This is a genomic window from Kribbella sp. NPDC050820 (assembly GCF_040653975.1).
In the GTDB taxonomy this organism is placed as follows: Bacteria; Actinomycetota; Actinomycetes; order Propionibacteriales; family Kribbellaceae; genus Kribbella.
In genome coordinates this window covers 69,934-93,043 of record NZ_JBFAHB010000004.1, presented here as the reverse complement: position 1 = coordinate 93,043, position 23,110 = coordinate 69,934, and the positions used below count along the sequence as shown (strand labels likewise).

Annotated in this window: 31 protein-coding genes; 15 read left to right on the top strand and 16 right to left on the bottom strand. The window is 68.5% G+C overall.

What is annotated here, in order from left to right; genetic code table 11:
* Positions 1-69: 69 nt before the first annotated feature.
* The 4 genes from AB0H36_RS05820 to AB0H36_RS05805 all read right to left on the bottom strand — a co-directional run bounded on the left by AB0H36_RS05820 (position 70) and on the right by AB0H36_RS05805 (position 1,715).
* On the bottom strand, positions 70-237 hold the full coding sequence (locus AB0H36_RS05820) for a hypothetical protein (protein WP_360517145.1): 168 nt from the start codon (positions 235-237) through the stop codon (positions 70-72).
* Complete coding sequence (locus tag AB0H36_RS05815; protein ID WP_360517142.1) at positions 234-581, bottom strand: GntR family transcriptional regulator; 348 nt, start codon at positions 579-581, stop codon at positions 234-236. The genes AB0H36_RS05820 and AB0H36_RS05815 overlap by 4 nt, the downstream gene beginning before the upstream one ends.
* A 19-nt stretch (positions 582-600) precedes the next feature.
* Entirely contained in the window at positions 601-1,464 is an 864-nt protein-coding gene (locus AB0H36_RS05810) for a helix-turn-helix transcriptional regulator (protein ID WP_360517139.1), read from the bottom strand.
* A 98-nt stretch (positions 1,465-1,562) separates the two neighbouring features.
* Positions 1,563-1,715, bottom strand: a complete 153-nt coding sequence (locus AB0H36_RS05805) for a hypothetical protein (protein ID WP_360517136.1) — start codon at positions 1,713-1,715, stop codon at positions 1,563-1,565.
* Between AB0H36_RS05805 and AB0H36_RS05800 the strand changes: the two genes are divergently transcribed.
* Positions 1,714-1,938 carry an Atu4866 domain-containing protein gene (locus tag AB0H36_RS05800; RefSeq protein WP_360517133.1) on the top strand — a complete coding sequence of 75 codons (225 nt, stop codon included), beginning with the start codon at positions 1,714-1,716 and terminating at the stop codon, positions 1,936-1,938. The two genes, AB0H36_RS05805 and AB0H36_RS05800, sit on opposite strands and share 2 nt — an antisense overlap.
* A 144-nt stretch (positions 1,939-2,082) precedes the next feature.
* On the opposite strand, the gene AB0H36_RS05795 is transcribed toward AB0H36_RS05800, so the two are convergent.
* Positions 2,083-2,451 (bottom strand): hypothetical protein, encoded by a 369-nt coding sequence (locus AB0H36_RS05795; protein ID WP_360517130.1) that lies wholly within the window; start codon positions 2,449-2,451, stop codon positions 2,083-2,085.
* Between the two features lie 55 nt (positions 2,452-2,506).
* Between AB0H36_RS05795 and AB0H36_RS05790 the strand changes: the two genes are divergently transcribed.
* Positions 2,507-3,172 carry a helix-turn-helix domain-containing protein gene (locus AB0H36_RS05790; protein WP_360517128.1) on the top strand — a complete coding sequence of 222 codons (666 nt, stop codon included), beginning with the start codon at positions 2,507-2,509 and terminating at the stop codon, positions 3,170-3,172.
* Positions 3,169-3,597: a hypothetical protein gene (locus AB0H36_RS05785; RefSeq protein WP_360517125.1), complete on the top strand. Its 429-nt coding sequence runs from the start codon at positions 3,169-3,171 to the stop codon at positions 3,595-3,597. The genes AB0H36_RS05790 and AB0H36_RS05785 overlap by 4 nt, the downstream gene beginning before the upstream one ends.
* Before the next feature lie 3 nt (positions 3,598-3,600).
* On the opposite strand, the gene AB0H36_RS05780 is transcribed toward AB0H36_RS05785, so the two are convergent.
* The gene (locus AB0H36_RS05780; protein WP_360517122.1) at positions 3,601-4,029 is read right to left on the bottom strand and encodes a hypothetical protein; all 429 of its coding nucleotides are present in this window, start codon (positions 4,027-4,029) and stop codon (positions 3,601-3,603) included.
* Positions 4,030-4,118: 89 nt separating this feature from the next.
* Here AB0H36_RS05780 and AB0H36_RS05775 point away from each other — a divergent pair, with 89 nt between their 5' ends.
* On the top strand, positions 4,119-4,805 hold the full coding sequence (locus tag AB0H36_RS05775) for a helix-turn-helix domain-containing protein (protein WP_360517119.1): 687 nt from the start codon (positions 4,119-4,121) through the stop codon (positions 4,803-4,805).
* A gap of 28 nt (positions 4,806-4,833) precedes the next feature.
* On the opposite strand, the gene AB0H36_RS05770 is transcribed toward AB0H36_RS05775, so the two are convergent.
* Together AB0H36_RS05770 and AB0H36_RS05765 are read right to left on the bottom strand one after the other, a co-directional pair.
* The gene (locus AB0H36_RS05770; RefSeq protein WP_360517116.1) at positions 4,834-5,502 is read right to left on the bottom strand and encodes a response regulator transcription factor; all 669 of its coding nucleotides are present in this window, start codon (positions 5,500-5,502) and stop codon (positions 4,834-4,836) included.
* Positions 5,495-6,478: a HAMP domain-containing sensor histidine kinase gene (locus tag AB0H36_RS05765; protein WP_360517113.1), complete on the bottom strand. Its 984-nt coding sequence runs from the start codon at positions 6,476-6,478 to the stop codon at positions 5,495-5,497. Before AB0H36_RS05765 ends, AB0H36_RS05770 begins: the two co-directional genes overlap by 8 nt.
* A 299-nt stretch (positions 6,479-6,777) precedes the next feature.
* On the opposite strand from AB0H36_RS05765, the gene AB0H36_RS05760 reads away from it, so the two are divergent.
* The 4 genes from AB0H36_RS05760 (at position 6,778) to AB0H36_RS05745 (ending at position 10,946) form a co-directional block, all read left to right on the top strand.
* A complete protein-coding gene (locus AB0H36_RS05760) occupies positions 6,778-7,092 on the top strand; it encodes a TraR/DksA family transcriptional regulator (RefSeq protein ID WP_360517110.1) in 315 nt (104 codons plus the stop codon).
* Positions 7,093-7,119: 27 nt separating this feature from the next.
* On the top strand, positions 7,120-7,929 hold the full coding sequence (locus AB0H36_RS05755) for a rod shape-determining protein (RefSeq protein WP_360517107.1): 810 nt from the start codon (positions 7,120-7,122) through the stop codon (positions 7,927-7,929).
* Between the two features lie 139 nt (positions 7,930-8,068).
* Positions 8,069-9,676: a LuxR C-terminal-related transcriptional regulator gene (locus AB0H36_RS05750; RefSeq protein WP_360517104.1), complete on the top strand. Its 1,608-nt coding sequence runs from the start codon at positions 8,069-8,071 to the stop codon at positions 9,674-9,676.
* 73 nt (positions 9,677-9,749) lie between these two features.
* Positions 9,750-10,946, top strand: a complete 1,197-nt coding sequence (locus AB0H36_RS05745; RefSeq protein WP_360517101.1) for an NAD(P)/FAD-dependent oxidoreductase — start codon at positions 9,750-9,752, stop codon at positions 10,944-10,946.
* 7 nt (positions 10,947-10,953) lie between these two features.
* Here the strand turns inward: AB0H36_RS05745 and AB0H36_RS05740 are convergent, their stop codons facing one another.
* Together AB0H36_RS05740 and AB0H36_RS05735 are read right to left on the bottom strand one after the other, a co-directional pair.
* Positions 10,954-11,391 carry a ribonuclease H gene (locus AB0H36_RS05740; RefSeq protein ID WP_360517098.1) on the bottom strand — a complete coding sequence of 146 codons (438 nt, stop codon included), beginning with the start codon at positions 11,389-11,391 and terminating at the stop codon, positions 10,954-10,956.
* A 72-nt stretch (positions 11,392-11,463) separates the two neighbouring features.
* Entirely contained in the window at positions 11,464-11,841 is a 378-nt protein-coding gene (locus tag AB0H36_RS05735; RefSeq protein ID WP_360517095.1) for a metalloregulator ArsR/SmtB family transcription factor, read from the bottom strand.
* Positions 11,842-12,118: 277 nt separating this feature from the next.
* On the opposite strand from AB0H36_RS05735, the gene AB0H36_RS05730 reads away from it, so the two are divergent.
* Genes AB0H36_RS05730 through phoU form a run of 6 tightly spaced genes read left to right on the top strand, consistent with a single transcriptional unit; the run spans position 12,119 to position 17,626 of the window.
* Positions 12,119-13,087 (top strand): PstS family phosphate ABC transporter substrate-binding protein, encoded by a 969-nt coding sequence (locus AB0H36_RS05730; RefSeq protein WP_360517092.1) that lies wholly within the window; start codon positions 12,119-12,121, stop codon positions 13,085-13,087.
* Between the two features lie 2 nt (positions 13,088-13,089).
* Positions 13,090-14,082, top strand: coding sequence for a phosphate ABC transporter permease subunit PstC (gene pstC / locus AB0H36_RS05725; RefSeq protein ID WP_360517089.1), 993 nt, complete (start codon positions 13,090-13,092; stop codon positions 14,080-14,082).
* A complete protein-coding gene (gene pstA / locus AB0H36_RS05720) occupies positions 14,082-14,978 on the top strand; it encodes a phosphate ABC transporter permease PstA (RefSeq protein ID WP_360517086.1) in 897 nt (298 codons plus the stop codon). Before pstC ends, pstA begins: the two co-directional genes overlap by 1 nt.
* 25 nt (positions 14,979-15,003) lie before the next feature.
* Positions 15,004-15,903, top strand: coding sequence for a phosphate ABC transporter ATP-binding protein PstB (pstB, locus tag AB0H36_RS05715; RefSeq protein WP_360517083.1), 900 nt, complete (start codon positions 15,004-15,006; stop codon positions 15,901-15,903).
* Between the two features lie 5 nt (positions 15,904-15,908).
* A complete protein-coding gene (locus tag AB0H36_RS05710) occupies positions 15,909-16,697 on the top strand; it encodes a response regulator transcription factor (protein ID WP_360517080.1) in 789 nt (262 codons plus the stop codon).
* Complete coding sequence (phoU, locus tag AB0H36_RS05705) at positions 16,694-17,626, top strand: phosphate signaling complex protein PhoU (RefSeq protein WP_360517077.1); 933 nt, start codon at positions 16,694-16,696, stop codon at positions 17,624-17,626. The genes AB0H36_RS05710 and phoU overlap by 4 nt, the downstream gene beginning before the upstream one ends.
* Positions 17,627-17,641: 15 nt before the next feature.
* Here phoU and AB0H36_RS05700 read toward each other — a convergent pair whose 3' ends face one another.
* Complete coding sequence (locus tag AB0H36_RS05700; protein WP_360517074.1) at positions 17,642-19,039, bottom strand: FAD-dependent oxidoreductase; 1,398 nt, start codon at positions 19,037-19,039, stop codon at positions 17,642-17,644.
* A 72-nt stretch (positions 19,040-19,111) separates the two neighbouring features.
* Between AB0H36_RS05700 and AB0H36_RS05695 the strand changes: the two genes are divergently transcribed.
* The gene (locus tag AB0H36_RS05695) at positions 19,112-19,465 is read left to right on the top strand and encodes a metalloregulator ArsR/SmtB family transcription factor (protein ID WP_360517071.1); all 354 of its coding nucleotides are present in this window, start codon (positions 19,112-19,114) and stop codon (positions 19,463-19,465) included.
* 36 nt (positions 19,466-19,501) lie between these two features.
* On the opposite strand, the gene AB0H36_RS05690 is transcribed toward AB0H36_RS05695, so the two are convergent.
* From AB0H36_RS05690 to AB0H36_RS05670, 5 genes are read right to left on the bottom strand one after another with little or no spacing between them, the layout of a single operon-like run.
* A complete protein-coding gene (locus AB0H36_RS05690; RefSeq protein ID WP_360517068.1) occupies positions 19,502-20,485 on the bottom strand; it encodes a three-helix bundle dimerization domain-containing protein in 984 nt (327 codons plus the stop codon).
* Positions 20,486-20,537: 52 nt separating this feature from the next.
* Positions 20,538-20,939, bottom strand: a complete 402-nt coding sequence (locus AB0H36_RS05685) for an arsenate reductase ArsC (protein ID WP_360517065.1) — start codon at positions 20,937-20,939, stop codon at positions 20,538-20,540.
* Positions 20,936-21,685 carry an MIP/aquaporin family protein gene (locus AB0H36_RS05680; protein ID WP_360517062.1) on the bottom strand — a complete coding sequence of 250 codons (750 nt, stop codon included), beginning with the start codon at positions 21,683-21,685 and terminating at the stop codon, positions 20,936-20,938. The genes AB0H36_RS05685 and AB0H36_RS05680 overlap by 4 nt, the downstream gene beginning before the upstream one ends.
* Positions 21,682-22,350: an arsenate reductase ArsC gene (locus tag AB0H36_RS05675; RefSeq protein WP_360517059.1), complete on the bottom strand. Its 669-nt coding sequence runs from the start codon at positions 22,348-22,350 to the stop codon at positions 21,682-21,684. Before AB0H36_RS05675 ends, AB0H36_RS05680 begins: the two co-directional genes overlap by 4 nt.
* Complete coding sequence (locus AB0H36_RS05670) at positions 22,347-23,045, bottom strand: ArsR family transcriptional regulator (protein ID WP_360517056.1); 699 nt, start codon at positions 23,043-23,045, stop codon at positions 22,347-22,349. The genes AB0H36_RS05675 and AB0H36_RS05670 overlap by 4 nt, the downstream gene beginning before the upstream one ends.
* Between the last annotated feature and the right edge of the window lie 65 nt (positions 23,046-23,110).

Below are 23,110 nucleotides of genomic sequence, written 5' to 3'. Positions count from 1 at the left end.
GGCGATCGGGCAAGGCACCGCCCATTGTTCGCCGCCGGGCCACCCCCCACCTCGTCTGCAGCTGGTGATTCAGACCTGTTCCACCCGCCGACCGTTGTCGAGCTCGACTGTCACCGCCGGGCCGTTGCGAACCGTCAGACCCAACGGGACGAGCAGTGCGGTGGTCAGCCAGATCATCGGCCAGTTGGTCACCCGGCCAGTGAGGACGGTGCCTGCACCGAGGGTGTGCTCGCTCATGTCAGCTCCTTCACCAGGTGCAGCAGGTCATCACGGTCCATGCCGTGCCGGCGCCCGAGGGCAATGAGCCGCCGGGCCGCATCGATGACGGCTTCTTCCGTCTGTTTCGCTCGCGCGACGCGCACGCCGCGGCCACGGCGGAAGTCGAGGATGCCGTCGTCGCGTAGTGCTCGGTACGCCGCCAGCACCGTGTTGCGGTCGACACCCAAGGCCTCGGCCAGCTCGGCGGCCGGCGGCAAGGCGTCGCCGACGACCAACTCCCCGGCCCCGATCCCGCGCCGGACCGCCGCCACGATCTGATCGCGCAGCGGCTCGAGCGAGTCGTGATCTATCCGCCAATGCATAGTGCTAATGAAGCTAGCACTATCCGCCTGATCCGCCAAGCAGGCTGAGCGCGGCTTCGGAGGGCGAACCGGCTTCCACCGTGTAAACGATCAGTGTCTGGTCGGGGTCGTCGGGCAGTCGCAACGACTCGAAGTCGAGGACCAGTTCGCCGACCAGCGGGTGGTTGAAGACCTTGCGACCGTGGCTCCGCTCCCGCACCTCGTGGTCCGCCCACAACCTGCGGAAGGTCTCACTCTTCGCCGACAGTTCACCGACCAGGCGGGCGATCTCCGGGTCCTCAGGATGGTTGCCGGCGTTGACTCGCAGGTGCGCCAGGGTGTCGCGGGCCTTGCCGGCCCAGTCGGCGAACAGGGCGCGCATGTCGTCGTCGAGAAAGATCAGCCGCGCCCAGTTCCGCTCCACCAAGGGAAGCCGCGCGAAGTCGGTGAACAGCGCACACGCGTGCCGGTTCCAGGCCAGGACGTCCAGTCGGCGGTCGACGACGTACGCCGGGGATGTCTCGGCCATGTCGACCAGCCGCTGCACCCCAGGCCGCACCTGATCCCGCCCGGCACCGGCTCCCGGCCGCGGCAGCACGGGCCTGGCGAGATTGCGCAGGTAGTTCCGTTCGTGATGATCGAGCCGGAGTACGCCGGACACCGCATCGAGCACCTCGGTGGAGACATTCTGAGTTCGGCCCTGCTCCAGCCGTACGTAGTAGTCCACGCTGATCCCGGCCAGCTGGGCCAGTTCCTCGCGGCGTAGACCCGCCACCCGCCGGCGACCGCCCAGGTTCCGCAGCCCGACGTCCTCGGGCTTGAGACGCGCCCGCCGGCTACGCAGGAACTCGGTGAGCTCCATGCGCTTGCTCAAGGCAACGGTACGACGGTGCGACGTGCTCAAGGGTGGTTCCTCCAGTACCTAGGTTGCGCGAATCCAGGAAAAGCAGGGCTCTCGTTCGGGCGTCGCAGCCGTGGAAGCCTCGTCGCCATGAACTCGAATCACGTCGCCCTGCTACTGATCGCCGTACTCGGGCTGACTGCCTGCTCGTCAACCGACACCAGCTCAACGGCTGCGCCGGCCGAGACCTCCACATCGTCGACACCATCCATGACGCCGACGCCCTCGGCATCCGCAACCAGCCCTCGCACCATGTCCCTGACGGGCGCCTGGGCGACCGCGGACGGCAATCTGCGGATCGACTTCAAGGCCGACGGAACCTTCGAGGAGAACCTGGGCGGCACCACGTACGACGGCCGCTACACGGTTGCCGGGTCGATGCTGACCTTGACCACCAGCTCAGGAATCACCACCGACGGAACGATCGCCACCGACCACCTGCAAATCAGCACCTACGAACTCCGCCGCGCTTCCTGACACCTTGTCTTCGCAGTCATGCCGGCGACGCCAAACCTTCGACCGCACTCCAACGCAAGCCCGACAACGGTGGGGCTGGGGTGCTGGGCCGGGTCGGCACTGGGAGTGGGTAGTCCGCCCCACTGTCGGGTGCCGACCCGGCTGTCATTTGTCGGAGCGGGTTCTGATCTGCATGCCGGGGCGACGGCGGTGCACTGTCAGATAGGACATGCCGGCTGCGCCTGCGGTGAGGTCTCGGGTCGAACCATGAGGCAGCCAGACGAGGCTGCCGGTCGCGACCGGTTGCGAGCCTTCCGGCGTACCCATGGATCCGTCGCCGGCGACCACGACGAGTACGACGTCCAGGTCCGGCTCGACGTGGGTGTCGACTCGCCGGCCGGCCGGGAGATGCACCAGGTTCGCGTCGAGCTGACGACCCGGCTCCGACAAAGCCCAGCGAGCACCGGAGGGAATCTGCGAGTCCTCGGCCAGCGCCCGAAGGTCTGCGAGCACACGAACTCTGGGTTCCTCCACAGCAGCGCCTCCCCCTCTCTTCTCCAACTATTATTACATGTGCTATTGGTATTAAATGCAAGCGACCGGACAGGACAGCGGGCAGAACCCGCGGCGCACTGCAGTGCTCCAAGCGGTGCGTACGGCGGATGGCCCGGTCGGCGTCGTCGAGATTGCCGAGCGGACCGATCTCCACCCGAACACAGTGCGCTTCCACCTCGACGCGCTCACCTCCCAAGGCGTCGTCGAACGAACCCTCGACGAGCCATCGGGCCGCGGCCGCCCGCGCACCGTCTACTCGGCCCGCCCCGGTATGGATCGGGCCGGGCGACGGCAATACCGCTTGCTGTCCGAGATCCTGCTCGGCCGGCTCGCAGCAACCGAAGGCGAATCCGGCGCCGAGGATGCCGGACGCGCGTGGGGCCGGCACCTGATCGAGCAGCTCCCGCCGTTCCGCACGCCCGGCCGTCCGGAGGCCACCCGACGACTGGCCGCGATGATGGACGATCTCGGCTTCGCTCCCGAGTACGCCGGCGAGTCGCCGGACCGGATCAGGCTGCGGCACTGCCCCTTCCTCGAACTCGCCGAGGAGTACTCGTCCACGTTGTGCCCGCTCCACCTCGGCCTGATGCAAGGCGCGCTCACCGAGATCCGCGCCCCGATCACAGCGACCGACCTCGAGCCGTTCGCCGAGCCCGATGCCTGCGTGGTCCACCTCCGAGCAAGCCGGAAGGAAGCATGAACAGCCAATCAGTCGCCGTCGCGACCGCGGTCGTGTTCCTTTGGCTCGGGATGGTGCTCGCGATCTCGTTCCTCGAAGCGCCGCTCAAGTTCCGGGCCCCCGGTGTCACGATTCCGCTCGGGCTCGGCATCGGCCGGATCGTCTTTCGAGCACTCAATCGCATCGAGATCGCTTGGGCGCTGGTCGCGCTCGCAGCCGTGGCCACCGGTGCCCCGACCGCCGGCGTGGCAGCACTCACCGGTGTCGTGGTCGCCGTTCTCGCCGTACAACTCATCGCCATCCGGCCGAAGCTCAACCGCCGCTCGGACCGAATCCTCGCCGGCGAGAACCTGCCACGCTCGACCCTCCACCTGTACTACGTCGCCCTCGAGACGACCAAGGTCGCCGCACTCGCGACCCTGGGCGTCACGCTCTCCCTCACCTGACGATCACGAGCCGCGCGCGGCTGAGGTGTACTTCGTCGCGAGGCGGGACAGTGCAAGGGCGGCGACCAGCAGGCCGAAGTCGCGAAGGGCGACGTCGTAGAAGCCTGGAATGGTCAGCAGGTTGACGATGATGCCGGCGAGCCAGGCCGCGACGAGCAGGCCGCCGTACCGCGGCACCACGGCGACGGCGATCCCGGCCACGATCTCGATGACACCTACGGCGTACATCGCGTCCTGTGCCGTGCCCGGAACGATGCCGTCGATCCAAGAGGCCAGGTAGCCGGGCCAGTCGGTCAGCAGGTTCGCGAACTTGTCCAGCCCGAACAGGATCGGCGCCACCGTGAAGACCGTTCGCAGCGCCAGAAAGGCCTGGTAGGCCGGGTCGGACAGCGCGCGGCTGGGTGTGCCGGTGTTCGGCAGCTCGGTAGTCATCGCCATCAGCTCCTTCTAAAATAGATCTATATTGACTTTAGAAGCCATTCCAGGTTTTAGTCAACGGTGCTTAGCTTTAGAATGTGGTGATGGACGAGACCCGGGCAGCGCGGATCGCCGCGGTGGCCGCGTTGGAGGAGCCGACGCGGCGGCGGCTGTACGAGTACGTCGTACGTCAGGCCGCCCCAGTCACCCGGGACGAAGCTGCCGCGGAGCTCGGTCTCGCCCGGGCCACTGCGGCGTTCCATCTCGACCGACTGGCTGACGAGGGCCTCTTGGCAGTCGTCTTCGAGCGCCGTACCGGCCGCTCCGGCCCGGGAGCGGGTCGGCCGTCGAAGCTCTACTGTCGGTCTGACCGACAGATCGAGGTGTCACTGCCGGACCGTCGCTACGAACTCGCCGGACGCCTGCTGGCCGCCGCCATCGAAGACAATGAGGCCACCGGTGAGCCGTCAGGAGCAGCTCTCAACCGGCGCGCCCGCCAACTGGGCAGCCAACTCGCCGCCGGCCGTACCGTGGCGACCGGCTCCGGCGAGGTGCTGCGCATCCTCGAAGAGCACGGTTTCGAGCCGAGAGTTCAAGTAGACGAAATCGTCCTCGGCAACTGTCCCTTCCACGCACTCGCGCAGCAGCACACGACGCTGGTCTGCGCGATGAACCTCTGCCTGATCGAAGGTCTCTTGACCGGCCTTCACGCGACCGAATTGCAGGCCCGCCTCGAGCCTGAGCCCGGCCAGTGCTGTGTCCGCCTCACGCGCTCCCCTGCATCCAGTTGACACGCCCGGCCAACCAGCATCCGGCCGGTCAGGGTTCGATCAGGCCGGCGCGGATCGCGTAGCGGGTCAACTCGAGGCGGTCACGCAGACCGAGCTTCTGCAGCATGTTGGCTCGGTGCCGTTCGACGGTCTTGACGCTGATGAACAGCATCTCGGCGATCGCCTTCGACGAGTGCCCTTCCGCCACCAGTTTGAGCACTTCCTCCTCGCGAGCGGTCAGCACCTGTTCGGGGAGGTCCTGCCCGTCGCGGACACGGTTCAGGTAGTTGCGGATCAACGCCTTGACCGCGCCCGGATAGAGGAACGGCTCGCCGCGCATCGCCGCCCGGCAGGCCTCCACCAGGTCCCGGTCGGCGACCGACTTCAGGACGTAACCAGCGGCCCCGGCCTTCAGCGCCTGGAAGAAGTACTGCTCGTTGTCGTACATCGTCAGCATCAGAATGCGCAGCTCCGGCCGATCGGCCGAAAGTTCCCGCGCGGCCTGGAGACCTGTCATCCGCGGCATGGCCACGTCGAGGATCGCGAGGTCGATCCCGCCCGCTCGCGCCAGGTCGACGGCTTCCTTGCCGTCGGACGCTTCGGCGACCACCGTCAGGTCGGGTTCACCGTCCAGAATGAGCCGAACGCCTCGACGTACCAGCGCATGGTCGTCGGCCAGCAGGATGCGGGTGCGGGTGGTGCCACCTGGTTCAGACACGGTCGGCCCCCGCGGCTCCGACAGGCACCACAAGACTCAACTCGGTGCCTGCGTCCGGCCCGGCACGGAGGTCGAGCGCCGCACCGACCAAGAGCGCGCGCTCGCGCATCCCTCTGATCCCCGCCCCTTCGTGACTGAGCCCGAGTCCCCGGCCGTCATCGCGAATGCAGAGGCGCACGGAGGTTTCGTCATGGCTCAGCCGTACGTCGATCCGGGTGGCGTCGGCGTGCCGCGCAACGTTCGTCAGTCCTTCCTGCGCGACCCGGTAGAGCACCAGTTCGGTGGGCGCATCCAGCGGCGGCAGGCCCGGCTGGAAACGGTGATGGATCAGCAGCCCGGTGTGGGTGGACAGTTCCTCGGCCAGCGCCGCCAGAGCGCTGACCAGGCCGAGGTCCTCGAGCACACCTGGCCTCAGCCGGTGAGCGAGTCGACGTACCTCGTCCAAACTCGCGCGAGTCGTCTCCTGAGCATGCTGCAGGTCGGCGCGCACCTCCGGCTCGGTCACGCGATCGGCTGCCCGCTTGAGCTCGAGCAGCACTGCCGTGAGGCTTTGACCGACTTCGTCGTGCAACTCCTGCGCGATCCGGCGTCGCTCCGATTCCTGCGCCGACAGTGCCCGCGCGCTGCTGGTTGCGCGCTCGGCCTCCAGCCGCGCGAGCATGTCGTTGAAGGCTCGGATCAACTGCGACACGCCACCCTGCCCCGCGATCGGCAGACGCTGACCGGGCCGGAGAAGATCGACAGTCGCCATCCGCCGGGTCAACCGGTCCAGTGGAGCCAACCCGACCTGCAGCAGTACGGCGTTGGCCACCAGCATCACCGCCAGGCCGCCCACGAGAACGACCGCTTCGGTGAACAGGACCGGCACCGACACCGTGACCGGCGCCCAGAGCAGCAGCGCCGTCGCAGCCGCGAGCACCATCGCGTTCAGACCGAAGATCCGCCAGAACAACGGCACCGGACCGGGCCTGTTCATCACTGTCACCGCTACTCCACAAACTCTCTGCAGGCGGCCGAATTGCCTACCGTACAGCGTGCCCCCAGCCGCCAAGTCGACGCGGTGGCAGGCAGCCACCGGTCGCGGTCGCCTACAGCCCGATCACCCGCCGAAATGGGTGCCAGGCCCGATGGTGAACCTCCCGGCCGTCGGTCATGGTGGGTGGCACGACGCAGTCACCAGCCTGATGCGTCCGACGCCGGCCGGCGTGCGCGAACACCTCCTCGCGCACGCCGGCTCTCATCATTCCCGAGCAGTTCGAAAGGACCCGGATCCAGATGACCACGGATGTGGGCCGGACCCAGCACCTCGCCCAGCACGAGGCACGGCAGCGCCTCGAACACGAACGCAGTTCGCGGCTCGCTCAGCTCCGCGCGATCGAGGACAGCGCCCCGCACGCGGACGCGGACCTCCAGGCGGCCCAGACGGCGGCAATCCGACGCGTTCTCGAGGAGATCGACGCCGCGGGGCAGCGCCTCGCGGACGGATCGTACGGAACGTGCAAGAGCTGCCACGGGATCATCCCCGTCGAACGGCTGGAGATCCTCCCCTACGTCGCCCTCTGCGTCAGCTGCCAGCAGCGCTCCCTCTGAGCTGCCATCCGTGCAGAGAGGATCACGATGATCGAGCTGCCAGGCCTGGGGGCCGCCTTGCGCCGTCGTGGTTCCCGGGGCAGCCCGGGGCTCGCGCTGGATCTCGGTAGCGCCCGAACCCGGGCCTGGATACCCAGCCTCGGCCTGGTCGCGGACGCACCGACAATCGCGTGTCCACCCGACGTCCTCGGCTACCCCGTTCGCCGGGGCAGCATCGCCGACGCCGCGGTGGCAGCCCGGCTGCTCGCCCGGCTGCTGAGCCGCCACGTTCCGCCGACGCAGCGGCCGGAGCTGGTCGTCATGACCCTTCCTGTGCTGTCGAGCGACGCTGACCGCAGCGCGGCCCTGGCCGCCGTCGAGATACTCCGGCCACGCGCTGTGCTCACCATCGACACCGTCCGAGCGGCTGCCCTCGGAGCCAAGGCCGATCTCACCGAACCTCTGCTCGTGATCGACCTCGGCGCCGACCTGACCGAGGTAGGGGTCCTGGGCAACGACTCGATTCTCGAAGCACGCCGCGTCCCGCTCGGTACCAGCGACTTCGGCTCGATCACAGCTGACGATCTCGTCGACTCGACCTGCGCAATGGTGACCGACCTCCTGCATCAGAACTGCGGTCCCCAGGTAGTCGACGCACTCGACCGAGGTCCCCTCCTCACCGGCGGCGGCGCTCTGCGACCGGCCATCACCTGTCGCATCGCCGAGCGACTGTCGTGCTCGATCCGTACCGCGTTCGCGCCGCAGACCATCGCCGTACGCGGCGCCTGCGCAGCTCTCCTCGCCGCCGGCCGCCACCCAGGCACCGTCGGACGGCTGACAGAACCCCGTGACAGGTAGGTCGTCGGCTCAGTGGACGTTGCCGTTCGCAACGCAGGCGACGACATGCTGAACCGCGTCCAGACCAAGACCTCGCACCCGGCGGGGGGTTGACCGGTGAGCTTTTGGCGCATGCACTTGCTGGAGGGGTGATCAGGACATGGCCGCCGAGCTCATCGCAGAAGGACGAGCGGCGTTGCGCAGGGGCGACGCAGTCTCGGCGCGGGCTGCTCTCGAGCAGGCCGGGCGTGGCCCGGAGGTCCTGGAGGTCCTGGCTTCGGCGTCGTTCGTACTGCTCGAGTACGACCGCTCACTCCACGAGATGGAGACGGCGTACGCCGGATACCGGGCAGCCGGGGACGGCGCCGGCGCAGCCCGGGTCGCCCGGATGCTCGGCGGGATGCACGGGTCCACCTCCGGCGACTGGGCGGTGGCCAGCGGCTGGATCGCGAGGGCGAAGACGTTGCTGAGCGACCTCCCCGACAGCAACGAGCGCGGCTGGGTTGCGCTGACGGAAGGCATGTTCGACGGCGACCGCGCACGCAAGAACGCCGACTTCCGGCTGGCCGTCGAGATCGGCCGCCGTACCGAGGATGCTGACTTGACCTTCGCGGCCCTGGCCTATCTCGGCGCGAGCCTGGTGCACGACGACCGCACCGAGGAGGGCATGCTGCTGCTCGACGAAGCCTGCGCCGCCGTCGCCGGCGCTGAGGTCGACAGCTTCCTGGTCGTCGAAGAGATCTTCTGCCAACTCTTCTCGGCCTGCGAACACGCCCACGACGTAACGCGTGCCGACCAATGGATCAGGATCGGTGAGCAGGTCGCCGAGCGCCGTCGGCTCCCTGCGGTGAGCGCTTACTGCCATACCCACTACGGCGGCATCCTCACCGCCGCCGGTCGCTGGCCGGAGGCCGACGCGGCGCTGACCGCGGCCGTGCGGCTGTGGGCCCTCGGGCGGCGAACCTTGAAGGCCGGCGCACTCGCCCGACTCGCCGACCTGCGCGTGAGACAAGGCAGGTACGACGAGGCAGCAGCACTCCTGGACGGACTGACCGACGACGACTCGGTCCAGCCTCGCGCAGCGCTGCACCTCGCACGCGGCGAGTACGCCGTCGCGCTCGACTTGCTCGAACACGCGGCACACCGCGCCGACCCTCGGACCAGCTCATGCCTGCCGCTGCTGGCCCTGCTCGCCGATGCACAACTGGCAGCCGGCCAAGATCCGCAGCCAACGATCGAGGCGATGGCCGCCTGCGCGGACCTGCACCCGTCGCCGTACGCGAACGCGTTGGTTGCCCTCGCCCACGGTCGAGCCGGACACGGCGACCCGAAGCGCTGGCTTCGGGACGCACTCGACGGCTTCAACCGGTCCCAGCTCCCGCTCGAGGCGAGCCTGTGCCGTTTGGACCTCGCCCGCGCCTGCAGCCACGACAACCCCGAAGTCGCCATCGCGGAAGCCAGGAACGCACTCCGCAGCTTCGAAATGCTCGAAGCGGCACGGTACGTCGACGCGGCGACCGCCGTACTGCGTCAGCTCGGCCAGAAGGTCCGCCCACCGGCCCCGTCCGGCAACCCGCTCAGCCGTCGCGAGGAGGATGTTCTCCGGTTGCTCGGAGCCGGACTGTCGAACCCGCAGATCGCCGAGCGGCTCTTCATCAGCCGGAAGACCGTCGAGCATCACGTCGGCAACATCCTGGTCAAACTCGGCCTGCGCAACCGCGCCGAGGCCGCCGCCTACGCCGTCCGCCGGGAACCCGCCGCGAAATAGGGGAGCTCCCCGATACCGGATCCGCCTCCGCCGGGGACGGTGGTGCTGAACCACCCGACCAGGAGGATCCATCATGTACGACGCCATCGTCATCGGCACCCGGGCCGCGGGCGCACCGACCGCCATGCTGCTGGCTCGCAAGGGCTACCGCGTCCTCGCCGTCGACCGCGCGACGTTCCCCAGCGACACTCTGTCGACCCACATCATCCACGCACCCGGCGTGGCCGCACTGCACCGCTGGGGCCTGCTCGATCGGCTCACGGCCACGGGATGCCCACCGATCACGCAGTACTCCTTCGATTTCGGACCGGTCGTCATCAGCGGGACCACCCTGCCGGTCGACGGCATCGACACCGCCTACGCACCGCGTCGTACCGTCCTCGACAAGCTACTCGTCGACGCCGCACGCGAAGCTGGAGTCGAAGTACGCGAGGCCTGCAACGTCGACGAGGTGCTGATCGAAGACGGCAGGGTGACTGGCATCCGATCTGGCGACAGAGAAGCGCGGGCGCACATCGTGATCGGCGCGGACGGCCGCAACAGCAAGGTCGCCAAAGCCGTCGGCGCGCAGGACTACAACACCAAGCCACGGCTGCAGTACGCCTACTTCACCTACTTCAGCGGCCTGCCGGTCAGCGGTTTCGAGACCTACATCCGTCCGGACCGCGGATTCGGCGCCGCGCCGACGAACGACGGCCTGACGATGGTGGTGCTGGGCTGGCCGCACGCCGAAGCACAGGCGTTCAAAGCCGATGTCGCCGGCAACTTCTACCGGACCCTCGACCTGGTGCCGTCGTTCGCGGCCCGGCTCGGCGCCGCGAAGCAGGAAGCGCCCTTCCTCGGCGGTTCCGTGCCCGGCTGGTTCCGCACACCCTATGGCGATGGCTACGCACTCGTCGGCGACGCCGGCTACAACAAGGACCCGATCACGGCCCAGGGAATCACTGACGCCTTCCACGACGCCGAACGCTGCAGCAACGCGGTCGACGACTGGCTGGGCGGCGGCAAGCCCTTCGAGGACGTGATGGGCACCTGGCACCAGGAACGCGACGCCCAGGCGACGCCGCTGTACGAGTTCACCGCCCAACTGGCCACCCTCGAACCAGCACCCGCGGCGATGCAGCAACTCCTCGGTGCCATCCAGGGCAACCAGGACGCAATGGACGGGTTCGTCAGCGTGATCTCGGGCGCACTCTCTCCCACAGACTTCTTCGCCGAGGGCAACGTCCGACGAATCCTCGCCGAAGCCTCGGCGTCTCCCACACGCTGAATCCAGGTCAGTGCGGTGGGAAGCAGGCGGCCACGGCCAGGCGATCGACGAAGTCGTTCATCTCGTGGCCGGAATGGCCCTTGACCCAGTGGAAGGCGACGTTCCTGCGCTCGGTCACCAACTCCACCAGCGGCTCCCAGAGGTCCCTGTTGGCGACCGGCTTCTTGGCCGAGGTGAGCCACCCTCGCTCGAGCCAGCCGGCATGCCACCTGTCGCGGAAGCAGTTGACGACGTAGGTCGAATCCGACACGACCAGCAGCGGACCGTCATTGGCCCGCACCGCCTCGAGGGCGGCACGGATCTCCATCCGCTGGTTCGTGGAGGCAGCCTCGTGACCGGCCGCGAACTCGCTCGTCGACAGCGCCCAGGCCCAGCCGCCAGGTCCAGGGTTGCCCGAGCAGGCACCGTCGGTGAACACCGTGCGCGCGCCGACAGGGACTGTCATATCCGCCGGACGAGGACGGCGAGCGCGAACTGGAGGCATCAGAGCTAGATCGTACTGCGCTGGGCCGGGGCGCTAGCGCTCGTTCTGGAGGAAGCTCGGGCCGGGGAGCAAGGCGCGAAGGGTTTGGAGCTGGTCCGGCACGATCGAGTACCAGGACCACAGTCCTCGCTTCTCACGGGCCAGAATCCCTGCCGTGACGAGGATCTTCAGGTGGTGGCTGATCGTCGGCTGGCTGAGCTCCAGCGGCTCGGTCAGATCGTTGACACAGGCCTCGCGGTTCGCACTCGACTCGATCATCGCCAAGAGCTGCAGGCGGGTCGGATCCGAGAGTGCCTTCAGGACAACAGCCAGGCGTTCGGCTTCATCGCGGTCGATCGCGACACCGGCCACTTGCTGAGCGCCGTCGCCACTGGCCGCGCCGGCTGCCGCGGCGCTTCGACGGGGGCTCACCTCAGCAGTGTAGATCGTGCGATTGCCCGGTGCTGACAGCTGCCCAGGCCTCCAGTCACTGCGTGACCGCCAGGTGAACGTCGTACCGGGACTGCGGAGCGGGGCCGGCCCATCACATCCGGCTTGCATTACATCGACATTCGTCTATATGGAGCCTGGTGCTCACCGTTTGTTCACCTGGCGTTTACATCGAACTTCTTCGATCTAGTTGTCACATGAACGTGCGACAGCTCGCCGCGCCCCGGATTCGCGGGGCCCAACTCAGGAGGGGTGCCCGGTGGTCATCCGCCCGGTCAAGCACTTGCGTTACCTCGCCGTTTCGACGGCTGCGCTGCTAGCCCTGTCAGCCTGCGGCGGTAGCAACAACGAGAATTCCGGGGAAGGCGGCAGCGGCGAGGCGTTGTCTGGCCAGGTGGTCGTCGACGGCTCGAGCACGGTCGAGCCGCTCACTGCGGCCGCGGGCGAGCTGTTCAAGGAGGAGCAGAGCGGCGTCGACGTCGCTGTCGGCACCTCCGGCACCGGCGGCGGGTTCAAGAAGTTCTGTGCCGGTGAGACCGACATCTCCAACGCCTCCCGGCCGATCAAGGACGAGGAGAAGGCGCTGTGCGACAAGAGCGGCGTCAAGTTCTCCGAGCTCCAGGTCGCCAACGACGCGCTCACGGTGGTCGTCAACAAGGACAACGACTGGGTCGACTGCCTCACCGTCGCCCAGCTGAAGAAGATGTGGGAGCCCGGCTCCAAGGTCAAGACCTGGAACCAGGTCGACCCCAAGTTCCCGAACGAGCCGCTCCCCCTGTACGGCGCCGGCTCGGACTCCGGCACGTTCGACTACTTCACCGCTGAGATCAACGGCGAGGAAGGGGCCAGCCGGACCGACTACAACCCGACCGAGGACGACAACGTGACGGTCCAGGGCGTGTCCGGTGCCAAGGGTGCTCTCGGGTACTTCGGCTTCTCCTACTACGAGGAGAACGCGGACAAGCTCAAGGCGCTGAAGATCGACGGCGGCAAGGGCTGCGTCGAGCCGTCGGTGGCCACCGCCCAGGACGGCACCTACACGCCGCTGGCCCGCCCGCTGTTCATCTACCCGTCGGACAAGGGGCTGCAGAAGAAGCAGGTCCTCGGGTTCGTCGAGTTCTACCTCGAGAACAACCAGGAGATCGTCGAGGCGGCCAAGTTCGTGCCGCTGACGGACGCCCAGAAGGCGACCGCGAAGTCCGAACTGGACAAGCTGAAGGCCCAGTGACCATGCCGGACCCAACGGCAGCTACGGCGACGGGTGCCGCCACCGGGGGGCGGGGGCATCCGCCTGTCTGGCGCGGGCCTGCGGTCGACCTGACACAGCAAGACCCCCGGCGTGGCGAGCGATTCATCAAAGCAACGATGGTCACGGCGGCCTGGCTGTCCGTCGCAGTCACCATCGGGATCGTGGTGTCACTGCTGGCCCCAACGGTCACCTTCTTCACCCACGTCGGGCCCGGAGACTTCCTCTTCGGCACCGAGTGGACCGCAGGGTTCGGCAACAAGTTCAGCTGGACCGACAAGGCGTGGGGCGTGATGCCCCTGGTGGCCGCCACCTTGATCGTGACACTGATCGCCCTGGCCGTCGCAGTACCGCTGGGGCTCGGCGCGGCGATCTACCTGAGCGAGTACGCCTCCGAGCGGGTCCGCAAGGTGCTCAAGCCGGTGCTCGAGGTGCTGGCCGGCATCCCCACCGTGGTCTACGGATTCCTGGCGCTGACCATCTTCACGCCGATCCTCGGGAACCTGGTGCAGTTCGACACGATCCACAACCTGCTCTCGCCGGGCATCGTGATGGGCTTCATGATCGTTCCGACGGTCGCCTCGCTGGGCGAGGATGCGATGTCCGCCGTCCCCCTGGCGCTGCGGCAGGGCTCCTACGCGCTGGGCGCGAACCGGATGAAGACCACCCTGCGGGTGGTGTTCCCGGCCGCGTTGTCCGGGATCGTCGCGGCGATAGTGCTCGCGTTCTCCCGCGCGGTCGGCGAGACGATGATCGTCACCATCGCGGCCGGCAGCCGCGCCGAGCTGACCTTCGACCCGCGCGAAGGCGCCCAGACCATGACCGGCTTCATCGCCCAGGTCGCCAGTGGCGACGCACCCCAGGGCTCGCCGGTCTACTACTCGTTGTTCGCCGTGGGCGCCTTGCTCTTCGCGATCACCTTCCTCATCAACCTGGCCAGCATTCGTCTGGTGCGCAAGTACAGGCAGGCCTACTGATGACCACAGCCAGCGCGACCCAAGCGCCGACCCTGACCCGCGGACGGAGCAAGGACAGGATCGCCTCGACCGTGTTCGCCGCAGTCCTGTGGGCCTGTCTGGCACTGATCTGCGTCTTCCTGTTCTTCGTCCTGGCCGTGATCGTGCAGAAGGGCCTGGCTCGGCTCGACGGGAACCTGATCGCCAACCAGCCGTCGAAGATCAGGCCCGTGACCGCAGGCGTCCAGTCCGCGCTGCTCGGCACGCTGTGGGTCGGCGCGATGACTGCCCTGATCGCGATGCCGCTCGGCATTGCGGCCGCCATCTACCTGGAGGAGTACGCGAACCCGGCGAGGTGGTGGAACCGGGCGATCGAGCTCAACATCCAGAACCTGGCCGCGGTGCCGGCGGTCATCTACGGCATCCTCACCCTCGGCTTCGTGGTCCGAGGCCCGATCTCCGTCGGCGGCGTCGTGATCGCGGGCGGTGTCGCGCTGGCTCTCCTGATCCTCCCGGTCATCATCATCACGACCAGGGAGGCGATGCGTGCTGTGCCCCGGGAGATCCGCGACGGCTCGCTCGCCCTCGGCGCCACCGAGTGGCAGACGACCTGGAAGCAGGTGCTGCCCGCTGCCGTGCCCGGAATCGCCACCGGCTCGATCCTCGCGATGTCGCGGGCGATCGGCGAGGCGGCACCGCTGATCCTGGTCGGCGCCACCACCTTCGTCACGTTCAACCCGGACGGCCTGCTGTCGAAGTACACGACCTTGCCGGTGCAGATCTACAACCTCGTTCCGCAGGACCGCGACGCGTTCCGCGACCTCGCGTACGCCGCCATCCTGCTGCTCATCGTCGTCCTGCTGGCCATGAACGCCGTCGCGATCTGGCTGCGCAACCACTACCAGCGCCGCTGGTGACATGACCACCCCGGGAGAGCACGCCATGACGAACGTCGAACCGGACATCGCCACCGTTCCCGAGACGGTCGGCGCCGCCGGCGCCCCGCACGAGATCCGCGTCGAGCTCAGCGAACGCGGCGACCAGCACGCGCCGCCGGCCGAGCCCGACGGCGTGATCGAGCTCCGCGACCTCGAGGTGTACTACGACAAGTTCCTCGCCGTCTCCGGTGTCGACATGGTCTTCGGCAGCAAGCAGATCACCGCCCTGATCGGGCCCTCGGGCTGCGGCAAGTCGACCGTCCTGCGGTGCCTGAACCGGATGAACGACCTCGTCCCCGGCGCCCACGTGCTGGGCAGCATCCGGTACCACGGCGTCGACATGTACGACGACAGCGTCGACGTGATCGAGGTCCGCCGCCGGATCGGAATGGTGTTCCAGAAGCCGAACCCGTTCCCCAAGTCGATCTACGACAACGTCGCCTACGGCCCGCGCGTCACCGGCCTGAAGCCGAAGAGCATGGACGACGTCGTCGAGCGAGCGCTGCACGGCGCCGCACTGTGGGACGAGGTCAAGGACAAGCTCAAGCAGAGCGCGTACGGCCTGTCCGGCGGACAGCAGCAACGGCTGTGCATCGCCCGTACCATCGCCACCAACCCCGAGGTGATCCTGATGGACGAGCCGTGCTCGGCGCTGGACCCGATCGCGACGGCGAAGATCGAGGACCTGATGGTCGATCTGGCCAAGACCTACACGATCATCATCGTCACCCACAACATGCAGCAGGCCGCCCGGGTCTCGCACCGGACCGCGTTCTTCACCGCGGCGGCCGACGAGCACGGCCAGCGCACCGGCCGGCTGGTGGAGTTCGACAACACCAGCAAGATCTTCGGCAACCCGTCGGACAAACGCACCGAGGCCTACATCACCGGCCGGTTCGGGTGAGCGCGATGACCGCCCCGACGATGAACGCCCCGGAGTCAGCCGAGGTCCGGCCGCACCGGCGGCCCGGCCGGAAGGCGCAGTTCCGCATCTCGGTCCTGGTCGTCGACCACGGCGACGACGTCGACGAACTGCTGGCCGCCTCGGCCGATCAGCCCTTCGACGTGCACGTCTGCGCCGATGCAGCCGAGGCCCTCCTCCATGTCGGCAAGCTCTGCCCGGACGTCGTCCTCCTCGGCCCGTGCGCCGGGCGCCTGGATCCGATCGAGTTCCTGAGCATCGTGCGGACCGACGACCCGCACCAGCCGATCGTCGTCGGCGCCGAGGTGGGCAGCAACGAGTTCACCAGCCGGGCCAGCGACGCCGGCGCCAGCGCAGTCGTGCCCAGGCCGTACCGGGTCCGCGAACTCCTCGCACTCATCAACTCGCTCGCACCACCGCCGCACCAAGTCGGTCTGCGGCCCCCGGCCCTCGACCTCGGCCGGCTGCGGGTCGACGGCGCCGTCCCGCAGGCGTGGCTGGACGGGCGCCAGATCGAGCTACCGCCGATGGAGTTCCTCCTGCTGCGGTTCTTCGCGGAGCGACCTGGCGAGCTGGTCACGCGGCAGGAACTTCTCGACGCGGTCTGGGGCCGGGAGGCCGCCGTACGCAGCAACACGCTGAACGTCCACATCATGCGGCTGCGCAAGCGGCTCCGCGGCGACCACGGACCGGACTGGATCAGGGTGATCCGGAACCTCGGGTATCAGTTCGTGGTACCGACAGCCCCTGCCGTCGACCAGAAGTTCGCCCGATGACCGCGCGGCCGGCGACCGGGCTCGTCGCGGCGACCGGCGTACAGTTGGATCAGCACGGCACGATCGTCGTCGACCGGCAGATGCGCGCCAACGTCCCGGATGTCTGGGCCGCCGGAGATTGTGTCCACACCCATCACGTCCTGCTCACCGAGCCGACGTACGTGCCGCTGGGGACCACCGCACACAAACAAGGCCGCATCGCCGGAGCCCTTGGGACGCCATCCAACTCGCCGCGCTGCACTGGCTCGCAGCGCGGTAATCCGGCCACGGAGGCACCTATGCGCGAGATGTACCACGAGCAGCTCAACGACATCCTGATCGACCTCGAACGGATGACGCTCGTCGTCTCCGCCGCCGTGCAGCGCTCGACCAGCGCACTGCTCGCCGCGGACCTCAGTGCCGCCGAGGCGGTCATCGGCGCCGACACCCAGCTCGACGCCGCCGGCGAGACCGTCGAGGAGAAGATCTTCGACGTGATCGCCCGGCAGGCGCCGGTCGCAGCCGAGCTCCGGATGCTGGTCGCCGCGTTGCGGATGGTCGCCGACCTCGAGCGGATGGGCGACCTCGCCGCCCACGTCGCCAAGATCGCCCGCCTGCGCTACCCGGCGCCGGCCATCCCCACCGAGTTGCACGGCATGATCGAGGAGATGAGCCGCGCCACCCGGCGAATGGTCGACCAGGCCGGCGAGGTCATCTCCACCCGGGACGTCTCCGCGGCACTGCGGATCGAGGCCGCCGACGACGAGATGGACCGGCTCCGGCGCAACCAGTTCCGGCAGATGATGGATCCCTCCTGGCCGCACGGCGTCGAGGTCGCCGTCGACCTCGCCCTGCTCGGCCGCTACTACGAACGCATCGCCGACCACGCGGTCTCGATGGCCCGCCGCGTCATCTTCCTCGTCACCGGGCACATGCCGGCGGGCCAGTAGGCAACCCGCACCCAGTCAGCTGCAGCAGCCCGACTGGGTGCTCGGCTGGGCGTCGACCACGGTCAGCAGACCACCGCTGATCCCGGTAGCCAGTCCCCGGCCGGCCGGAGCCGCGATGGTGACGGCCTGCGGCGCCGGGCCGCAGCATCCGACCGCAGCCTCGTCGGACGACTCGCCGTACGCGAGGTTCGACGAGCACACCCCGGTCTCCGGCAGGTTCAGCTGGACGTCGCGCGCAGCGTCCCAGTCCCCCGCGATCGCCGCGACGACCGAGCGGGCCTGCTCGTAGCCGGTGGCCAGCAGGAACGTGGGCGCCCGGCCGTACGACTTCGCACCCACCGCGTAGTACCCCGGCTCCGGGTGAGTGAGCTCGTCGACGCCGTGCGGTGGAACGGTCCCACAGGAGTGCTGGTTCGGGTCGATCAGCGGTGCCAGCGCCCGCGTGGACGCCAGGATCGGGTCGAGGTCCAGCCTCAGCTCGCCGACGATCTCGTGGTCGGGCCGGAACCCGGTCGAGTTCACCACGTTGTCCGCGGCAACCCGCCGGTCCCCCGAGACCAGCTCCACCCGGCCGTCCGCCGTACGGGAGATCGCCTCGATCCGGAAGCTGCTCACCAGCTCCACCCGCCCGGACTGCACCAGCTGCCTCAGCCGGGACCCGAGCGCGCCACGCGCCGGCAACTCGTCGGCCTCACCGCCGCCATAAGTGCGGGCCTGGTCCGCGCCGCGAACCACCCACAGCACCTGCGTGCCCTGCTCCTGAGCGGCCAGATCACCAAGCTCCAGCAGGGTCGTCGCAGCCGAGTGACCAGCACCGACCACCGCCGTACGACGACCGGCGAAGCGCTCACGGTCGCGCACCAGCACGTCCGGCAACGCCGGCACGATCCGGTCGGCGACGTCGGCCTCGCCGCGCGCCGGGATCCCGGACCCGCCGAGCACGTTCGGCCGGCGCCACGTGCCCGTCGCGTCGATGACTGCGCTCGCAAGCAGTTCCTCGCCGTCGGCGAGCCGCACCAGGAAAGGCACCGCTTCGCGCCCCGCGGTACGGATGCGGTCGAAGCCGACCCGCGTCACCGCGGTCACCTGAGCGCCATACCGGATCCGGTCCCCGATCTGCGGCGTCTTGGCCAGCGGTGCGAGATAGGCGTCGACCAGGTCGCCGCCCGTCGGCAACTCGTCGAGGTCGGGCTCGATCCAGTCGGTCTGCTCCAGCAGTCGCCGCGCGGCACCGTCGATGTCGTAGCGCCACGGGCTGAACAGCTTCACGTGCCGCCACTCGTCGATCGCAGCCGCCACCGTCGGCCCCGACTCCAGCACCACGAACTCGAGGCCACGTTCGGCCAGGTGCGCCGCTGCTGCCAGTCCCACCGGGCCCGCTCCGATGACTACCACCGGCTCTGTCACGATCATCCTCCGTGCTGTCTAGACGTTCATCTAATCACGAAGCTTGCCTCTTGATTCGACAAGAGTCAAGATAGATCCATGTCGAAACAGGAGCTCGTCGTTCTCACCACCTGCTGCACGCCGATCTCCGAGGCCGCCCTCGACCCCGGCCAGGCCGCGGACGGCGCCGCCGTGTTCAAGGCACTGGCCGATCCGATCCGGCTCCGGCTGATGTCGATCATCGCCTCGGCCGGCGACGAGGTCTGCGTCTGCGACATCACACCGAACTTCGATGTGAGCGGGCCGACGATCTCGCACCACCTGAAGGTGCTCCGCGAAGCAGGCCTGGTCGACTGCGAGCGCCGCGGCACCTGGGTCTACTACTGGCCGATCCCCGAGCGCCTCACCTGGCTCTCGAACCTGCTGTCCGTCCCGACACCTGCAACTGTCTGACCGAATCGCCCTCGCGACCTGGTCGCCGGCCCCTGGTCAGGCAGTCGGGAACAGCTCGTCGACCAGTTCCCTGACCTGTTGGTGGATCTCGTCGCGGATCCGCCGTACCTCTGTGAGCGGCCGGCCCTCCGGGTCGCCGATCTGCCAGTCCAGGTAGCGCTTGCCGGGATAGAGCGGGCATGCATCGCCGCAGCCCATCGTGACGACGACGTCGGCGGCGCGGACGATCTCGTCGGTCAGCGGCTTGGGATACGCGCCACCGAGGTTGACGCCGACCTCGTTCATTGCGGTGACCACGTTCGCATCGACAAGGGCCACCGGCAACGAACCGGCCGATCGGACCAGCGCCCGATCGCCGGCCAGCTGACTCAGGAGACCCGCCGCCATCTGCGACCTTCCCGCGTTGCGGACGCAGACGAAGAGAACCTCGGACACCGAGCCCTGTGTCCTGCCCTCCGCCTTCGCCAAGGCAGCCAGTCGCTCGGCTGCGAAGTTCGCCGTCAGCGACGGCAGGAAACGTTGAACCCGGGATCGGGCCGCCAGCATGTCGTAGCTCTCGCCGACATAGCGCCGTACTGTCTCCGGCGAGAAGACTCCCGTGAAGCGGGTCGCCAACTGCTCAGAGATGCGCCGCAGCTGCCGATCGACCACGGCGGTGTCCAGGTCGAATGCCCGACCGCGGGCCGGCCCTTGCTTGGGCGACTCGACGCCGAGCAAGGTCGCCAACTGCGCGACCGCGTGGTGCGTCGGCCGGTAGTAGGTGTGCGCCTGCCGCCGTTCCCGGGTCAGCAGGTCCGCCTCGCAGAGCACCCGCAGATGGTGGCCGATCGTCGTCGACGACTGCTCGAGCTCGCCGGCGAGCTGACCCGCGCTGACCTCCCCGGCCGGATGTGTCAGCACCAGGCTCATCAGGCGCAGCCGGGTCGGATCCGCGACGACGCTCAGCTGAGCCGCGCGCCGCTCGGCGTCCTCGCGCGACAGCGGAATCACCAGCGCCTGCTGGCCCCCCGGCTTCGGCATAGCTCAATATTCACAGCCATCTATATACCGGTCAACGCGCCGGCCGCGGACCTCACGACGCCTGCAACTCGCCGACGAGCTTCTCGACCCGGCCGCGGATCTCGTCGCGGACCTGGCGGACGACCTCGATCGGCTGACCGGCCGGGTCGGTGAGCTCCCAGTCCTCGTACCGCTTGCCGGGGAAGATCGGGCATGCGTCGCCGCAGCCCATGGTGACGATGACGTCGCTCTCCCGGACGGCCTCGGTCTCCAGCAGTTGCGGCACAGCGCCGGTGATGTCGATACCGACCTCCTGCATCGCCTCCACGGCCACCGGGTTGATCTGGTCGCGCGGCGCGGAGCCGGCCGAGCGAACCTCGACGGTGTCGCCGGCCAGGTGCCGCAACCAGCCCGCGGCCATCTGGGACCGGCCGGCGTTGTGGACACAGACGAACAGAACAGTTGGCTTGCTCACTTGGAAGCTCCAGTACTCGCAGTGGTGTCGATGTGAGGGGTGACTACGTCGTCCGCAGCACGTCCGGCTCTCGGGTACAGCAGCGCCAGCAGGCCCACTCCGACGGCAGCGCCGACGAGCTGTGCGATCACGAAGCCCGGCAGAGACGCCGGGGCGATCCCGGCGAACGTGTCGCTGAACGCCCGCCCGATCGTGACCGCCGGGTTCGCAAACGATGTCGAGGAGGTGAACCAGTACGCCGCACCGATGTAGGCGCCGACTGCGGCCGGCGCGACCGACGCCCGCCCGGTTGCCGCGAGCGCGAAGATCAGCACGATCAACGCCGCCGTCGCGACGACCTCACCGAGCCACAGCTGCCCGGTGGCGCGTTCCGTCGTCGACCACGACACCGCCGCTTCGCCGTACATGAGATTCGCCAGTACGGCGCCCAGCACAGCGCCGACGATCTGCGCCGGGACGTAGGCGGCGAGGTCCTGCGCGGTCAGGCCGCTGCCGGTGCTCCGGCCGAGCCACCAGTCGACCGCCGAGACCACCGGGTTGAAGTGCGCACCCGACACCGGACCGATCATCAGGATCAGTACGGCGAGCCCGAGCGCGGTCGCGAACGCGTTCTCCAGGAGCTGCAGCCCGACGTCGTTCGGCGACAGCCTGGCCGCGGCGATCCCGGATCCGATGACGACGGTGACCAGAAGACCGGTTCCGATGCCCTCGGCAACTGCCCGTCGCCACAACGGCGTCGTGTTCACCGGCCGCTCACGACAGATACGTCGATCTCGTCGAGCAACTGGCGGACCCGGCGCTCGATCTCGTCGCGGATCGGGCGGATGTCGGCGACCTCGAGGCCGGCCGGGTCGTCGAGGACCCAGTCCTCGTACCGCTTGCCCGGGAAGATCGGGCATGCGTCGCCGCAGCCCATGCTGATGACCACGTCCGCGGCCCGAACCACCTCATCGGTCCACGGCTTGGGATACTCGCTCGAGATGTCGATGCCACGCTCAGCCATCGACTCGACCGCCGCCTGGTTCACCTCGGCACCCGGCTCCGAGCCGCCCGACCACCCGATGGCACGGTCACCGACCAGATGCTCGAAGAACCCAAGCGCCATCTGGCTGCGCCCGGCGTTGTGCACGCACAGGAACAGCACGACCGGCCGTCCGTCGTCGTGATGCCCCTCGACCCTGGCCAACGCCGTCAACCGCTGACGCGCGAAACGCTCGGCCAGCAGCGGCAGGAAGTTCGGCACCGTGCTGCCGGTCGCGAACTGGTCGTAGCTGGAGTGCAGGAACCGCTCGATCGTCTCCGGCCCGTAGATCCCGGCGAACTGCTCCCCCAGCCGGGAGGCCGCCGTACGCAACGCGAGATGCTGATCGATGGACAAGTCTTCACGGTGGTACCGACCGACTTCGGTCATGATCCCGTCCTCTTCTTCTTGCGATGGGACACCAGTGGCGCCAACCGGTCGACCCGATCGGCGATCTCGTCGTACGCGGCCTCGAAGGCCGCGTCCGTGTCCGTCGGCGCCGGATCCGGCACCGACCAGTGCACCCGCGGCCGCACCTCCGCCGGCAGGTGCTCGTACGCGATGTCGCACACCGCGATCACCAGGTCGTCCGACTTCACCACGTCGTCGACGTGCGCCGTACTCCAGCCGGCCGGATCCAGACCGCGCCGCCTGGCCACCTTCGCCGCCCGCGGATGCACCCGCTCCGCCGGCCGAGTCCCCGCCGATATCGCCGGGACGTGACTACGCCGAGCCCAGATCGCCGCCGCCAGCTGCGACCGGGCCGAGTTCTGCGTACACACGAACACCACGCGCGGCACCGCACTCAGCGGAGGAATCCCCACCTTCGACAACGCCTCAGGCACCAGCCGCACGTAGGTCCGGCGATGATCCCCTTCGGACCTCCCCCGCACCACGAGGCCGGCCTCCTGCAGAACCTTCAGATGATGCGCGACCAGGTTGGTCGGCATCTCCAGCAACGCCCCCAGCTCCCCCGGCGCCGCGTCCCCCACCGCCAACGCATCGACGATCGCCAACCGAGCCGGATCCCCGAGCGCCGCATGCACTCGGGCCCGCTCCACCAGAGACTTTCCCTCAACGCTCATTGCCTCAATGATCGCTGAGCTACTCCGCCCCTGTCAACACATGAGCTGCACCCTCCTCACACCCC